General features: G+C 64.6%; 13 protein-coding genes. 10 read left to right on the top strand and 3 right to left on the bottom strand.

Annotation, left to right across the window (positions count from 1 at the left end):
* Positions 1 to 4: 4 nt before the first annotated feature.
* Genes WBG56_RS07300 through map form a run of 3 tightly spaced genes read right to left on the bottom strand, consistent with a single transcriptional unit; the run spans position 5 to position 3,932 of the window.
* Positions 5 to 493, bottom strand: coding sequence for a disulfide bond formation protein B (locus WBG56_RS07300; RefSeq protein WP_424266751.1), 489 nt, complete (start codon positions 491 to 493; stop codon positions 5 to 7).
* Positions 490 to 3,123, bottom strand: a complete 2,634-nt coding sequence (locus tag WBG56_RS07295) for a [protein-PII] uridylyltransferase (protein ID WP_424266749.1) — start codon at positions 3,121 to 3,123, stop codon at positions 490 to 492. Before WBG56_RS07295 ends, WBG56_RS07300 begins: the two co-directional genes overlap by 4 nt.
* Positions 3,120 to 3,932 carry a type I methionyl aminopeptidase gene (gene map / locus WBG56_RS07290; protein WP_424266842.1) on the bottom strand — a complete coding sequence of 271 codons (813 nt, stop codon included), beginning with the start codon at positions 3,930 to 3,932 and terminating at the stop codon, positions 3,120 to 3,122. Before map ends, WBG56_RS07295 begins: the two co-directional genes overlap by 4 nt.
* Before the next feature lie 169 nt (positions 3,933 to 4,101).
* On the opposite strand from map, the gene rpsB reads away from it, so the two are divergent.
* From rpsB to WBG56_RS07240, 10 genes are all read left to right on the top strand, one after another.
* Positions 4,102 to 4,854 carry a 30S ribosomal protein S2 gene (gene rpsB, locus WBG56_RS07285; RefSeq protein WP_424266747.1) on the top strand — a complete coding sequence of 251 codons (753 nt, stop codon included), beginning with the start codon at positions 4,102 to 4,104 and terminating at the stop codon, positions 4,852 to 4,854.
* 100 nt (positions 4,855 to 4,954) lie between these two features.
* The gene (gene tsf / locus WBG56_RS07280) at positions 4,955 to 5,830 is read left to right on the top strand and encodes a translation elongation factor Ts (RefSeq protein WP_424266745.1); all 876 of its coding nucleotides are present in this window, start codon (positions 4,955 to 4,957) and stop codon (positions 5,828 to 5,830) included.
* A 102-nt stretch (positions 5,831 to 5,932) separates the two neighbouring features.
* A complete protein-coding gene (gene pyrH, locus WBG56_RS07275) occupies positions 5,933 to 6,649 on the top strand; it encodes a UMP kinase (RefSeq protein ID WP_066455616.1) in 717 nt (238 codons plus the stop codon).
* An 8-nt stretch (positions 6,650 to 6,657) separates the two neighbouring features.
* On the top strand, positions 6,658 to 7,218 hold the full coding sequence (frr, locus tag WBG56_RS07270; protein ID WP_424266743.1) for a ribosome recycling factor: 561 nt from the start codon (positions 6,658 to 6,660) through the stop codon (positions 7,216 to 7,218).
* 28 nt (positions 7,219 to 7,246) lie between these two features.
* Positions 7,247 to 8,008 carry a polyprenyl diphosphate synthase gene (gene uppS, locus WBG56_RS07265; RefSeq protein WP_424266741.1) on the top strand — a complete coding sequence of 254 codons (762 nt, stop codon included), beginning with the start codon at positions 7,247 to 7,249 and terminating at the stop codon, positions 8,006 to 8,008.
* 9 nt (positions 8,009 to 8,017) lie between these two features.
* Entirely contained in the window at positions 8,018 to 8,857 is an 840-nt protein-coding gene (locus tag WBG56_RS07260) for a phosphatidate cytidylyltransferase (RefSeq protein WP_424266739.1), read from the top strand.
* Between the two features lie 4 nt (positions 8,858 to 8,861).
* The gene (locus WBG56_RS07255; RefSeq protein ID WP_424266737.1) at positions 8,862 to 10,073 is read left to right on the top strand and encodes a 1-deoxy-D-xylulose-5-phosphate reductoisomerase; all 1,212 of its coding nucleotides are present in this window, start codon (positions 8,862 to 8,864) and stop codon (positions 10,071 to 10,073) included.
* Between the two features lie 6 nt (positions 10,074 to 10,079).
* Entirely contained in the window at positions 10,080 to 11,417 is a 1,338-nt protein-coding gene (gene rseP / locus WBG56_RS07250) for an RIP metalloprotease RseP (protein ID WP_424266735.1), read from the top strand.
* A 69-nt stretch (positions 11,418 to 11,486) separates the two neighbouring features.
* Positions 11,487 to 13,850, top strand: a complete 2,364-nt coding sequence (bamA, locus tag WBG56_RS07245) for an outer membrane protein assembly factor BamA (RefSeq protein ID WP_424266733.1) — start codon at positions 11,487 to 11,489, stop codon at positions 13,848 to 13,850.
* A 67-nt stretch (positions 13,851 to 13,917) separates the two neighbouring features.
* A complete protein-coding gene (locus tag WBG56_RS07240; RefSeq protein ID WP_424266731.1) occupies positions 13,918 to 14,469 on the top strand; it encodes an OmpH family outer membrane protein in 552 nt (183 codons plus the stop codon).
* Positions 14,470 to 14,475 lie beyond the last annotated feature (6 nt).

Raw genomic sequence — 14,475 nt, 5'->3', positions numbered from 1 at the left:
GCGTTCAAGCCCGCCGCGCCCGGACCAAAACCCACACGCACAGTATCGTGCTGATCGCGAACAGCATCAGTCCCCACAGGGCATATTCGATCCCCAGCAGGCTGACGCGGGCATCCGCGCAACTGGCATAAATGCCGAACAGCCAGGGCAAGGCGGCATCCAGGCCGGAGCCGGAGATGAAGCGGTCGGCGAAGGTCTGGGCGCAGGAAAATGCGTTGCTGGCGACGGAATACTGGTACCAGGCGGCGGCCATGCCGCCGACACCCAGCGCGGCTCCCAGCGCGGCGCCTGCCCGCCGGGCCAGGGCCGAGCCCCAGCCGGTGCCGGCCAGGCCGCAGACGGCCGCGATGGCCAGCAGGATCAGGCGCTGCAGCACGCACCAGGCGCAGGGCCGCATGTTGAAGCCATATTGCGAAATCAGGGCGACGCCCACCGCCGCCACGCATAGCAGGGAAACGGCTCTCAGGATGTAATCGGATTGCTGGGTTCTCATGATGGTTCAATGAGTGGAGTGGCCGGAGTGGATCCGGGGACGGATGCCTTGTCGGTTTCGACCGCCAGGGCATCGAAGACATGACGCTCGAACTGCAGCTGGCCGCGCGCCTGTTCCAGGATAGCGCCTTGCAGGATGAAAATATCCTCGACCCGGTCTCCCAGGGTCATGATCTTCGCCATCTTCAGGTTGACGCCGTGGCGGGTGAATACCCGGGCCAGATCGCGCAACAGACCTACGCGGTCCGCAGTGGTGACGGACAGGCGCCAGGTGCCGCCCTGTTCGTCCGCCTGCAAGGCGATGCTGGGTATGATGGGAAAGACCCGCGAGCGCCGCGACCCCAGCCGTACGGCGGCAGCGGGCGATTGGGCGCCTGGAGGCGCCGCCAGGGCCGTTCTCAGTTCGTGTTCGATCAGGCTGGCGTGGGCCCGGTAGTCACGGTCGCCGTCGGGCAGCAGCACGATGAAGCTGTCCAAGGCCCAGCCTTGGCGTGTCGTGTGGATGCGGGCATCCTGGATGCTCAGCCCGTGCCGATCGAAGTAGGTGCAGATGTCCATGAACAGGTCTGCGCGGTCGGGCGCATAGGCCAGGATCTGCAGCGCCTCGCTTTGCCCCAGGACCCGGGCCCGCACCACGGGGTCCGGTCCCTGGAAACAGTGGTACAGGTGGCGCGTGTGCCAGGCGATTTCATTGGCATCGTGGCGCAGGAAGTAGGCCACGTCCAGTTGCGACCAGAAGGCGTCCCGGCTTTCGTCGCGCAGACCGATACGGCGGATCTCGGCGGCTGCGGCATCCTTGCGCAAGGCCAGGATGGTGCCGGTGTCCGGGCGGGCGCCGCCCAGCGCGGCCAGGGTCTGATGGTACAGATCGTCCAGCAGCTTGCCCTTCCAGGCATTCCAGACGCGCGGGCTGGTGCCCCGGATGTCGGCCACGGTCAGCAGGTACAGGGCGGCCAGGCGGCGTTGCGTGCCCACCCGGGTGGCGAATTCGTGGATGACGCGCGGATCGCTCAGGTCGCGTTTCTGCGCCACCTGAGAGAGCGTCAGGTGCTCGCGCACCAGAAATTCCAGCAGGTCGGCCTGCTCTCGCGGCAATTGATGCTGACGGGCGAAGCGGCGGACCTCGGCGGCGCCCAGTTGGGAGTGGTCGCCCCCCCGGCCCTTTGCAATGTCGTGGAACAAGGCGGCCACGTACAGCAGCCAGTGTTCGTCCAGATCGGCGATCAGCTGGCTGGCCAGGGGATATTCCTGGGCGTGTTCCGGCATGGTGAAGCGGCGCAGATTGCGGATCACCATCAGAATGTGCTGGTCCACGGTGTACGCATGAAACAGGTCGTGCTGCATCTGCCCGACGATGCGGCGAAAGACGGGCAGATAGCGCGGCAGGATGTTCCACATCGTCATGTCGCGCAAGGCGTGGACAATGCCGCGCGGCTGTTGCAGGATCTGCAGGAACTGCCGGCGGTTGACCGGGTTGTCGCGGAATTGCAGATCGATGCGCCGGCGCGCATGCCACATGGCGCGCAGCGTGCCCGCCGCCATGCCCTGCAGTTCCGGGTGTTGCTGCATCACCAGGAAGACGCGCAGCAGCAGGGCAGGGTTGCGCTCGAACGCGTCGGGGCGCTGCAGCGCCAGATGATCGCGGCGCACGCAGAAATCGTCGTCCAGCGCCACGGCATGGGTCTGCGGCTGGGGAAACAGATGTTCTTCCAGGCTTTGCATCAATAGGCGGTTCACCTGGCAGACCACTCGCGCGGCCCAGTAGTAGCGTTGCATCAGCAGCTCGCTGGCACGGCGATGGGGCTGATCGGTGAAGCCATAGATGTGCGCCAGGCGAGGCTGCAGGTCGAAGAGCACCCGATCCTCCCGTCGCCCCGCCAGCAGGTGCAGTTCGATGCGAAGGCGCTTGAATGCGCGCTCGGCCCGTCGCAGGGACCGGAATTCGGCCGGTGTCAGCAGGTCCGTCCGGGCGACCGCCTTCCAGCTGGCGCCCAGGCCCGCGGCCCGCGCCAGCCACAGCAGCACCTGGAGATCGCGCAGGCCGCCGGGAGCCTCCTTGCAGTTGGGTTCCAGCGCATAGGGCGTGTCCTGGTGGCGGGCGTGGCGCTGCTGCATCTCGGTCCGCTTGGCCAGATAGAATTCGCGCGGATCCAGGTCTTCTTGCATCCGGGCGCGGAATTGCTGGAACAGCCCCCGGCTGCCCGCCAACCAGCGCGTTTCCAGCAAGGCGGTCTGAACCGTGATGTCGGCGGCGGCTTCGTGGCGGCATTGCGTCACGGTGCGCACGCTGTGGCCGGGCTCCAGCCCGACGTCCCACAGGGCGGCGATCAGCGTCTCGATGCGATTGCGGTCATCGGCATCGGGGCTGTGCTCCAGCAGGATCAGGATGTCCAGGTCGGACCCGGGATAGAGCTCGCCACGCCCGTAGCCCCCCACGGCGGCTACGCAGGCGCCCTGGGGAACGGGGTGGATCTTCAGCAGTTCGCGGACTTGCTCGTCCGCGATCCGGCGCAGGGTCGTCAGCAGAAGTTCCGGGCGCAGATGCCGGCGGTAGGCCGCAATGGCTTCAGCGCGACGCGCCTGCAGGTGGCCGCGCAAAGCCGTGACACCGTCCTGCGACGAGGGGATCATGCAGAGGCGGCGGCTTTCGCAAACGCGGGAGGCGCGGGCATGCCGGGCGAGACGGTCAGCACTTCGTAGCCCTGGTCCGTCACCAGGATGCTGTGCTCCCATTGCGCCGACAGGCTGTGGTCGCGCGTGACGACCGTCCATTGATCGGCCAGGGTGCGGATTTCCCGGCGGCCGGCATTGATCATGGGTTCGATGGTGAAGATCATGCCGGGTTCCAGCCGCAGTCCCGTGCCGGGTTTGCCGTAGTGCAGCACCTGAGGGTCCTGGTGGAAGCGTCGGCCGACTCCGTGGCCGCAGTATTCGCGCACGACCGAAAAGCCCGCTTTTTCAGCGTGCTGCTGGATGGCGTGGCCGACGTCGCCCAGGGTGGCGCCGGGGCGCACCTGCTCGATGCCCAGCCACATGCATTCGTAGGTGGTTTCCGCCAGGCGCCGGCCCAGGATGGTGGGCTCGCCGACGTAATACATGCGGCTGGTGTCGCCGAACCACCCGTCCTTGATGATGGTGATGTCCATGTTCAGGATGTCGCCGTTCTTCAGGACCTTGTCGCCGGGGATGCCATGGCAGATGACATGATTGACCGAGATGCAGATCGAGGCCGGGTAGGGAGGGTAGCCCGGCGGCGCATAGCCCACCGTGGCGGACTTCACCTTCAGCACGTTGGTCAGATAGTCCATGCACAGACGCTCGAGTTCCCCGGTGGTGACGCCGGGGCGCACATGGGGTTCCAGATAGTCCAGGATGCTGGCAGCCGCTTGGCATGCGGCGCGCATCTGGTCGAGTTCCTGGGGGTCTGTGATCAATGGAATCATGGGAGAAGCTTGCTGAAAGTGTAGGAAGAATAGTAGAATTATAGGCTTCGCTGTAAATAGCGTGCATGGCCTACCATGGGTGTTTGGGGAATGCGTTTCGGTTGCGGAACATGTTAGCCCCGGATGCTGGCCATGTACAAGACCAAACCCTTTGGAGATCCTTACCATGAGCCTCATGCGTGAAATGCTGGAAGCTGGTGTGCACTTTGGCCACCAGACCCGTTACTGGAACCCGAAAATGGCCGAATACATTTTCGGCCAGCGCAACAAGATCCACATCGTCAACCTGGAACGCACGGTTGAAAAGTACCTGGAAGCCACGCAGTTCGTGCGCCAGGTGGCCGCGCGCGGCGGCAACGTGCTGTTCGTCGGCACGAAGCGTTCCGCCCGCGAACTGGTGGCTGCCGAAGCCCAGCGCTGCGGCATGCCCTACGTCGACAGCCGCTGGCTGGGCGGCATGATGACCAACTTCAAGACGGTCAAGACGTCCATCAAGCGTCTGAAAGAGATGGAAGCCCAGCAGGCCGAAGGCGCCACCGAACACATGAGCAAAAAAGAAGCGCTCATGTTCGAACGCGAACTGGCCAAGCTGAACAAGTCGATCGGCGGCATCAAGGACATGAACACCCTGCCCGAGGCGTTGTTCGTCATCGACGTGGGCTACCACAAGATCGCCGTGGCCGAAGCCCGCACCTTGGGGATTCCGGTGGTCGGCGTGGTGGATACCAACCACTCGCCCGAAGGCATCGATTACATCATCCCCGGCAACGACGACTCCAGCAAAGCGATCGCGCTGTATGCCCGCGGCATGGCTGACGCTGTCCTGGCCGGCCGTGAGCAAAGCCTCAATGGCCTGGTCGAAGAACTGGCCGAAGGCGAGGAATTCATCGAGGTCGAGCAGGATCAGCACGAGGAATAAATCCTCGCCCCTCGTCCCCCTCTGGCGCGGGTTCGCCCCGCGCCAACCAGTCCGATACCGGCACCAGCCGGTATCTGCATTGATCGAACAGGAGAATCGAATGGCTCAAATCACCGCTGCCATGGTCAAGGAATTGCGCGAAAAGACCGACGCGCCCATGATGGAATGCAAGAAGGCCCTGACGGAAGCCGAGGGCGATCTGGCCCGCGCTGAGGAACTGCTGCGCGTCAAGCTCGGCAGCAAGGCCTCCAAGGCTGCCAACCGCGTCACGGCCGAAGGCCTGATCGGCCTGTACATCGCGGCCGACGGCAAGACCGGCGCCCTGGTCGAGGTCAACTGCGAAACCGACTTCGTCGCCAAGAACGATGATTTCATCGGCTTCGTCAACGATCTGGCCCGCTTGGTCTCCGAGCACAATCCCGCCGATGTCGCCGCGCTTGGTCAATGCGCCATGGGCGAAGGCACCGTCGAAACCACCCGCACGGCCCTGATCGGCAAGATCGGCGAGAACATGTCGGTGCGCCGCTTCCAGCGCTTTGAAACGGTGGACGGCCTGAACAGCTACGTGCACGGCGGTCGCATCGGCGTGCTGGTGGACTTTGCCGGCGCCGACGAAATCGGCAAGGACCTGGCCATGCACATCGCCGCCACCAAGCCCCGCGCCCTGGACGCGGGCGGCGTGGATCCGGCCCTGATCGCCGCCGAACGCTCGGTTGCCGAACAAAAGGCCGCCGAATCCGGCAAGCCGGCCGAGATCGTCACGAAGATGGTCGAAGGCGCCGTGCAGAAGTTCCTCAAGGAAGTCACGCTGCTGTCGCAGCCCTTCGTGAAGAACGACAAGCAGTCCGTCGAGCAGATGCTCAAGGAAAAGAGCGCCCGCATCAATCGCTACGCGCTGTTCGTGGTGGGCGAGGGCATCGAGAAGAAATCCGAAGACTTCGCCGCCGAAGTCGCCGCTGCCGCCAGCGGTTCCTGATTTCTTCCGATTCAGGTACGATGGCATCGCGCTGCGTGCGCGGTGCCGTCGCACGTCTGCTCCACACGTTTTTTCCGTTTCGTCCTTCCAGGAACCTGGTGCATGTCAAATCCAGCCTACAAGCGCGTCCTTCTGAAATTGTCGGGAGAGGCGCTGATGGGGGGTGATGCCTTCGGCATCAACCGCGCGACCATTCTTCGCATGACCGAAGAAATTCACGGCATCGTGTCTCTCGGAGTCCAATTGGCCGTCGTGATCGGCGGCGGCAATATTTTCCGGGGCGTGGCGCCGGGCGCGCAGGGCATGGATCGCGCCACGGCCGATTACATGGGCATGCTGGCCACCGTCATGAACGGCCTGGCTCTGCAGGACGCCTTGAAGAATCATGGCGTGGACGCTCGCGTGCAGTCGGCCCTGAACATCGACCAGGTGGTTGAACGCTACATCCGTCCCAAGGCGCTGCGTTACCTGGAAGAAGGCAAAGTCGTGATTTTTGCGGCCGGTACCGGCAATCCTTTCTTCACGACCGACACCGCGGCCGCCTTGCGGGGCGCGGAAATCGGCGCTGAAATGGTCCTCAAGGCCACCAAGGTCGACGGCATCTACAGCGCCGACCCCAATAAGGACCCGAACGCCACCCGCTATTCACGCATCAGTTTCGACGAGGCCATCGTGCGCCGCCTGGAAGTCATGGATGCGACCGCCTTTGCCTTGTGCCGCGACCAGAAACTGCCAATCAAGGTTTTTTCGATCAACAAACCCGGGGCTTTGCGTCGCGTCGTCTGCGGCGAGGACGAAGGCACCCTGGTTCAGGTATAGGAACCCTCATGAGCCTTTCCGACATTCGACGCTCGACCGACGAGCGCATGGGTAAAACCATCGAATCCCTGAAGACCAGTCTGGGCAAGATCCGTACCGGCCGCGCGCATGCGGGTATCCTGGATCACGTTCAGGTGGAATACTACGGTTCGCCCGTGCCGATCAGCCAGGTGGCCAATGTCTCCGTCATCGACGCCCGCACCCTGAGCGTCCAGGTCTGGGAAAAAACCATGGCCGCGGCCGTGGACAAGGCCATCCGCGAATCCGATCTGGGCCTGAATCCCATCGCCATGGGCGACAACATCCGCGTGCCCATGCCGGCCCTGACCGAAGAGCGCCGCCGCGACCTGACCAAGGTCGTGCGAGGCGAGGGCGAAGACGCCAAGGTCGCCGTGCGCAATCTGCGCCGCGACGCCAACGACGCGCTGAAAAAGCTCCTCAAGGACAAAGACATTTCCGAAGACGACGAACGCCGCGGCCAGGACGATATCCAGAAACTCACCGACCGCTACGTGGCCGACATCGACAAGCTCGTCTCCCAGAAAGAAGCCGAGATCATGACGGTCTGATCGCCGTCCCCAGACCGATCTCAGCGGCATGACCCAGGCCAGCTCCACGCGCAGCATTCCCGCGACCGGACAGATCCCCCGGCACGTGGCCATCATCATGGATGGCAACGGCCGCTGGGCCACGCAGCGCATGCTGCCGCGCACGGCGGGCCACGTGCGCGGCGTGCAGGCCGTGCGCCGCGCCGTCGAGGCCTGCGGGCGCCGGGGCGTCGAGTACTTGACGCTGTTCGCCTTCAGCTCCGAGAACTGGCGCCGGCCGGCCCAGGAAGTGTCGTTGCTGATGAAGCTGTTCGTGCGCACGCTGGAAAAAGAAGTCGACAAGCTGATCGCCCAGGGCGTGCGTCTGCGCATCGTGGGCGACCTGGCGCCCTTCGATCGCAAGCTGAGGGATCTGATCCGCGACGCCGAGGCGCGCACCGCCGATCAGTCTTCCCTGGTGCTGACCATCGCCGCCAACTATGGCGGGCGCTGGGACATTCTGCAGGCCACGCGGGCCTTGCTGGCGGACCGCCCCGATCTGGCCGATCATCCCGAACAATTGGACGAGGACGCCCTCAGCGCCCGGTTGGCCATGGCCTATGCGCCCGAACCCGACCTGTTCATCCGCACTGGCGGCGAACAGCGCATTTCCAACTTCCTGATCTGGCAACTGGCTTATACCGAACTGTATTTCACACCCTGTTATTGGCCCGATTTCGGGGCTGCGGACATCGATCAGGCGTTTGCCTGGTATCGTGACCGTGAACGGCGCTTTGGTCGCACCAGCGAACAACTGCGCACGCAGACCTGAGGGGCTTGCATGCTGCGTCAACGAGTTCTCACCGCGATCGTCCTGCTGTTGATCGTCGCAGGCGCCGTCTCGGCGGCCACGCCCTGGCCCATGCTGGCGCTGTTGACACTGATGGCGGGCTGCGCCCTGTGGGAATGGTGGCGGCTGGTGTGGCCGCATCCCGTGGCGCGCGGCGGGGCCGCCGTGCTGTTCGTCTGTATCCTGGGCGTTGTGTCGCGCCTGCTGGTCGATGGCCAGCCCGATGCCCACCGCGTGTTCCAGACGGTCCTGCTGCCGCTGGCCCTCGTGTTCTGGCTCATTCCAGCGCCCTGGATGGTGGTGCGGGCCCAGGTTCCCGCCCGTTGCCCGTCCGCCGGTTTGGCGCTGGCCGGGGCGTTGACGCTGATCGCCACCTGGTATGCGCTGTCCTGGATATTTCTGCAGCATGGCGCGGCAGCGCTCATCAGCTTGTGGGCACTGATCTGGTGCGCCGACATTGCCGCCTATTTTGCCGGCCGCAGCCTGGGGCGCCATAAACTGGCCCCGCGCGTCAGCCCCGGAAAGACCTGGGAAGGCGCGGCGGGAGGGGTGCTGGCCGCTACGGTCTGGCTGCTGGCCACGGCCCTCTGGTGGCCCGGCAGTTATGGGGCCTTGCTGCTACCGCGCCTGGGCTGGCCGTCCCTGGCGCTGGCCGGCATCGCGCTGGCTGCCTGGTCCATCCTGGGCGATCTGTTCGAGTCCCTGCTGAAGCGCCGCGCGGGCGTCAAGGACTCCAGCCAGCTTCTGCCCGGACACGGCGGGGTGTACGATCGGATCGATGCCGTGCTGCCGGTGGCGCCGGCCGCCATTCTTTTGCTGTTGCTCGGATAAGTCCATGCCTGCTGTTCAACGACTGTGCATTCTGGGTTCCACGGGGTCCATCGGGGTCAGTACCCTGGACGTCGTCGCCCGCCATCCGGACCGCCTGTCGGTCTACGCGCTGAGCGCCCATAGTCGTATCGAATCCCTGGCGGCCCAGGCCGCCGCCCATGATGCGCGGGTCGTGATTGTGCCCGACGATGCCGCGCGCCGGCGTTTTCTGGCCGCCTGGCCCGCGGGGCGCGCCTTGCCCGAAATCCGGCAAGGGGCGCAGGCGTTGGCCGATACGGCGGCCGATCCCGAGGTCACCGCGGTGATGGCCGCCATCGTGGGGGCGGCGGGCCTGCCGGGCGCCCTGGCGGCGGCCCGGGCCGGAAAACGAGTGCTGCTGGCCAACAAAGAGGCCCTGGTCGCGGCCGGCGCTCTGTTCATGCAGGCCGTCAGGGAGGCAGGAGCGGAGCTGCTGCCCATCGACAGCGAGCACAATGCCATCTTTCAGTGCCTGCCGCAGTCAAAGGATCGCGCCCGGGCGCCCAGTCAGGCGGCGCCCGGCGTGCGCCGCCTGTTGCTGACTGCATCGGGCGGCCCCTTTCGCTGCACGGCGCTGGAAGAACTGGATCACGTCACCCCCGAACAGGCCTGCGCGCATCCCAACTGGCGCATGGGACGCAAGATCTCCGTTGATTCCGCCACCATGCTGAACAAGGGCCTCGAGGTCATCGAGGCCCATTGGCTGTTTGCCATGCCGCTGGAACGCATCCAGGTCGTGATCCATCCGCAGAGCGTGGTGCATTCCATGGTCGAATACGCCGACGGGTCCATCCTGGCGCAATTGGGCCAGCCCGACATGCGCACGCCCATCGCGTTCGGCCTGGGTTACCCCGACCGCATCGATAGCGGCGTGGGCTTGCTGGAACTCACCCGCCTGGGGCGCCTGGATTTCGAACCACCAGATCTGCGCCGCTTTCCCTGTCTGCGCTTGTCGCTGGATGCCCTGAAACAGGGGCAGGGCGCCTGCATCACCCTGAACGCGGCCAACGAGGTCGCCGTGGACGGTTTCCTGCACGGACGCATCCGCTACACTCAGATCCCGGCCATCATCGAACGCTGCCTGGGCGATTCCGTCCGTTCGGGCGTCCGCACACCGGCTTCGCTGGACGAAGTCCTGAATCTGGACGCGGATACCCGCCGGCTGGCGACCCGCTACTGCCAGGCCGCTTTGAGCTGATTCCCCATGCTGTTCACCCTGTTTGCGTTCATCCTGGCCTTGGGCCTGCTGGTGACATTCCACGAGCTGGGCCACTATTGGGTGGCTCGCCGGTGCGGCGTGCGCATCCTGCGGTTTTCCGTGGGTTTCGGGCCGATCCTGCTGCGGCGCCATGACCGGCGCGGCACCGAGTGGGCGTTATCGGCCATTCCCCTGGGCGGCTACGTGAAGATGCTGGACGATGCGCCGCCCGGCGCGGACGCGGCCACGCAGCGGGCCGCCTTCAATGCCCAGCCTTTGTCGCGACGGGTGGCGGTCGTGGCCGCCGGGCCGCTGGCCAATCTGCTGCTGGCGGCTTTCATCTATACCTTGCTGAGCCTGTGGGGCGTCCAGGAACCCGCCGCCATCCTGGCGGCTCCGGCGGCTGGCACGCCCGCCGCCCAGGCAGGCGTGCAAGCGGGCGACCACCTGACAGCCGTCAATGGGCAGGCGGTCGATTCCTGGACGCAGGCGCGCTGGCAGTTGCTGGAACCCTTGGCCAAGGGCGGGCAGGTGATGCTGACGGTACAGACACCGCCGCACGGCGCCACCCGGCAGGCCTCGTTGCGGTTGAGCGCCCACGATTTCGGGCCGGATGGCCCCGATCCCCTGGCCCAGGCCGGGCTGGCCTTGCAGGCGCCCCAGGCGGTCATCGGCACGGTGAATGCGGATGGCGTCGCCCGGCAGGCCGGCCTGCAGGCCGGCGACGTCGTGCTGGCCGCGGCGGGGCAGGAACGGCCTTCGGTGCAGGCGTTCGTGCGGATCGTGCGGGAACGCCCCGGCCAGACGCTGGCGCTGCGGGTGGACCGGCAGTCCACTCCGCTGGAGCTCACCCTGACACCGGCGGCCGTGGACGATGCGGGGCAGACCGTGGGCCGGATCGGCGCGCTCATCGAAGCGCGCCAGCCCCTGGTGCTGGTGCGCCTGGGGCCGCTGGACAGCCTGTGGTCAGGGGTGCGCCACACCTGGGACATGAGCCTCTTCACGGTCCGCATGATGGGCCGGATGGTGGTGGGCGCAGTGTCCTGGCGCAACATCAGCGGCCCGGTCACGATCGCTGAGTATGCCGGCCAGACGGCCCGCATCGGCCTGGAGGCCTATCTGCGCTTCCTGGCCCTGATCAGCATCAGCATCGGGGTGCTGAATCTGCTGCCCATACCCATGCTGGACGGCGGCCATCTGCTGTTCTATCTGATCGAGGCGCTGCGCGGCGGGCGCCCGGTATCCGACCGTGTGCGCGACCTGGGATTGCGGGTCGGAATGGGTTTGGTATTCAGTCTGATGTTTCTCGCCTTGTTCAATGATTTTTCGCGGCTTTTCAGGTGATCGGATTGTGACTTACAATCGCGCATCACTTGTCCCATGTCCCTGCCACGGCTGAAAAGGATTGCCAGGATGTCGTCTCTCCGGAACTCTCGTCTCATCAAGCGCGCCATTCCCCTGGTGCTGGCTGCCCTGCTGGCGCCGGCCATGGCGGCTGCCTTCACGCCTTTTGTCGTGCGCGACATCCAGGTTCAAGGCATTGAACGGGTGGATCCTGGCACGATCTTCACCTATCTGCCTGTGAAGATCGGCCAAACTTTCACTGAAGAGGAAGCCGCCACCGCCATCCAGAAGCTGTACGGGACGGGTTTCTTCAGCGACGTCAAGATCGATTCCCGGGGCGACGTGCTGGTCGTCTCCGTCAAGGAACGTCCGACCATCGCCTCGATCAATTTCAACGGCCTGCGCGAATTCGACGTGAAGGCGTTGACGAAATCCCTGTCCCAAGTGGGTTTCGGCCAGGGGCGCATCTTCGACCAGGCCATGCTGGACCGCGCCGTCTTCGAATTGAAGCAGCAATATTTGTCGAAGGGCAAATACGGCGTGCAGATCAGTCCTGTGATCACGCCGCTGCCGCGCAACCGCGTGGGGATCAGCTTCGATATCTTCGAGGGCGGCGTCGCCACCATCGACAAGATCGAATTCATCGGCAACAAGGCCTTTTCTTCCGGCACGCTGGAAGACCAGATGGAACTGACCACGGGCGGGATCATGACTTGGTACACGGGTACCAATAAATATTCGCGCGAAAAGCTGGAAGGCGACGTCGAACGCATCCGTTCCTACTACCTGGATCGCGGCTACCTGGAATTTTCCATGGAGCCGCCGCAGGTCACGATCTCTCCCGATCGCAAGAACATCTACATCACCATGACGGTGCATGAGGGCGATCCCTACAAACTGGGCCAGGTCGACATGGCCGGTGATCTGCTGGGCCTGGACGACAAGCTCAAGCCCCTGGTCACGGTCAAGGAAGGCGAGACCTTCTCGGCCGAAAAGACCAATGCGGTTGCCAAGTCCATCACCGATTACCTGGGATCGTTGGGCTATGCCTTTGCCAACGTCAACCCCAGTCCGGCCCTGGATCATGACACCCATGTCGCCAAGCTGACCTTCTACGTCGATCCGGGGCGCCGCGTCTATGTGCGCCGCATCAACGTCGGCGGCAACACCCGCACCCGCGACGAGGTCGTGCGCCGGGAAATGCGCCAGCAGGAAGCCGCCTGGTACGACGCCTCCAGCATCAAGACCTCGAAGGAACGCGTCGATCGCCTGGGCTATTTCAGCGAGGTCGATGTCAAGACCGATCCGGTGCCGGGCTCCCCCGATGAAGTCGACGTCGATGTGAACGTCAAGGAAAAGCCCACCGGCATGGTCAACCTGGGCGTGGGCTACGGCAGCACCGACAAGCTGATGCTGTCGGCCGGCATCAGCCAGGACAACGTCTTCGGCAGCGGCAATTCCCTGTCGCTGAACGTCAACACCAGCAAGACCAATCGCGCGGCCGTGCTGTCGCACACCAATCCCTACTGGACCCAGGACGGCATCAGCAAGACCACGTCCCTGTACTACCGCCGCACCACGCCGTACGACGTGGCCGACAGCGGTTCCCTGGGCTGGTATACCGTCGAATCCATGGGCCTGGGCCTGAACTTCGGCGTGCCGATTTCGGAAGTCGACCGGATCTTCGCCGGGGTGACCTTCGAGCGCAACTCGCTCCATGATATCCGCCGCAGCGGCACCAACCCGGCCCCGCTGGCCTACCAGAATTTCGCGGACCAGTATGGTGAAACCACCAATGCCGGCATCTTCAGCCTGGGCTGGGCCAAGGACACCCGCGACAGCGCGCTGGCGCCCCACCGGGGCAGCTATACCCGGCTGTCGGCCGATGTTTCCACCCTGGACCTGCGCTACTACAAATTGTCCGGCCAGCAGCAGTATTACCTGCCGCTGGGCCGCGCCTTCACGCTGGCCTTTAACGGTCAGATGGATTGGGCCAAGACCTATGGCAGCAGCGGCAAGGCCTTCCCCGTGATCAAGAACATGTATGCCGGCGGCATCGGCTCGGTGCGCGGCTACGAAGGCGCCTCGCTCGGCCCGCGCGACTCGCTGACCGATACCTATCTGGGCGGATCCAAGCGCATCGTCGGCAATGTCCAGCTGTATCTGCCGTTCCCGGGGGCTTCGCGCGATCGCACCTTGCGCTGGTTCATGTTCTCCGACGTCGGGCAGATTTCCACGACCGACGGCTCACCGTGCTCGCAAGGGCAGTACGGGCAGGTGGCCGACCCCTGCGGCTGGAAGTATTCCGCCGGTCTGGGCCTGTCCTGGGAATCCCCCCTGGGCCCCTTGCAGCTGTCCTTCGGCCGGGCGCTGAACGCCAAAGAAGGCGATCAGAAGCAGGTCTTCCAATTCCAGATCGGTACAGGTTTCTGATTCCGATCGTTTAATGGCACAATAGTTCTTTTTTATCGCAGCCTTCCTGGCAGGTGGTTTTATCATCATGATTCTTTCAGGTTTGAATGTTTCAACGTTGGCGCAGCGCGCCGTATCCAGTCATCGCGCCTTGGCCGTGGCTGCTGCGATCGGCCTGGGGGCGCTGTTCGTCGTCCCGGCCTACGCCCAGAGCACCAAGATCGGTTTCGTCAGCACCGAACGCATCCTGCGCGACTCTAAACCTGCCAAGGCCGCTCAGGCAAAAATCGAGGCCGAATTCAAGAAACGCGACCAGGATCTGCAGAAACTGTCCGACAACCTGCGGGCCCAGGCGCAAAAGCTGGACAAGGACGCTCCCGTGCTGGCCGAGGCCGAACGCGTCAAGCGTCAGCGCCAGCTGCAGGACATGGATTCCGATCTGCAACGCAAGCGTCGTGAATTCCAGGAGGACTTCAATCGTCGCCGCAACGAGGAATTCTCCTCGATCGTGGAAAAGGCCGACGCCGCCATCAAGAAAATTGCCGAACAGCAGAACTACGACCTGATCATCCAGGACGCCGTGACGGTCAGCCCGCGCGTGGACATCACCGATCAGGTCATCAAAGCTCTGGGCGGCTGATTTCCT

The organism is Castellaniella sp., from assembly GCF_049671645.1.
Classification (GTDB): Bacteria; Pseudomonadota; Gammaproteobacteria; order Burkholderiales; family Burkholderiaceae_B; genus Castellaniella.
This window is presented reverse-complemented; position numbering and strand designations above follow the sequence as displayed.

Excerpts from the sequence above, each read along its gene's own strand:
- rseP (WP_424266735.1), top strand. The coding sequence starts at position 10,080 with ATGCTGTTCACCCTGTTTGCGTTCATCCTGGCCTTGGGCCTGCTGGTG.
- WBG56_RS07240 (WP_424266731.1), top strand. The coding sequence starts at position 13,918 with ATGATTCTTTCAGGTTTGAATGTTTCAACGTTGGCGCAGCGCGCCGTA.
- WBG56_RS07260 (WP_424266739.1), top strand. The coding sequence starts at position 8,018 with ATGCTGCGTCAACGAGTTCTCACCGCGATCGTCCTGCTGTTGATCGTC.
- frr (WP_424266743.1), top strand. The coding sequence starts at position 6,658 with ATGAGCCTTTCCGACATTCGACGCTCGACCGACGAGCGCATGGGTAAA.
- pyrH (WP_066455616.1), top strand. The coding sequence starts at position 5,933 with ATGTCAAATCCAGCCTACAAGCGCGTCCTTCTGAAATTGTCGGGAGAG.
- WBG56_RS07295 (WP_424266749.1), bottom strand. The coding sequence starts at position 3,123 with ATGATCCCCTCGTCGCAGGACGGTGTCACGGCTTTGCGCGGCCACCTG.
- WBG56_RS07300 (WP_424266751.1), bottom strand. The coding sequence starts at position 493 with ATGAGAACCCAGCAATCCGATTACATCCTGAGAGCCGTTTCCCTGCTA.
- rpsB (WP_424266747.1), top strand. The coding sequence starts at position 4,102 with ATGAGCCTCATGCGTGAAATGCTGGAAGCTGGTGTGCACTTTGGCCAC.
- bamA (WP_424266733.1), top strand. The coding sequence starts at position 11,487 with ATGTCGTCTCTCCGGAACTCTCGTCTCATCAAGCGCGCCATTCCCCTG.
- uppS (WP_424266741.1), top strand. The coding sequence starts at position 7,247 with ATGACCCAGGCCAGCTCCACGCGCAGCATTCCCGCGACCGGACAGATC.
- tsf (WP_424266745.1), top strand. The coding sequence starts at position 4,955 with ATGGCTCAAATCACCGCTGCCATGGTCAAGGAATTGCGCGAAAAGACC.
- WBG56_RS07255 (WP_424266737.1), top strand. The coding sequence starts at position 8,862 with ATGCCTGCTGTTCAACGACTGTGCATTCTGGGTTCCACGGGGTCCATC.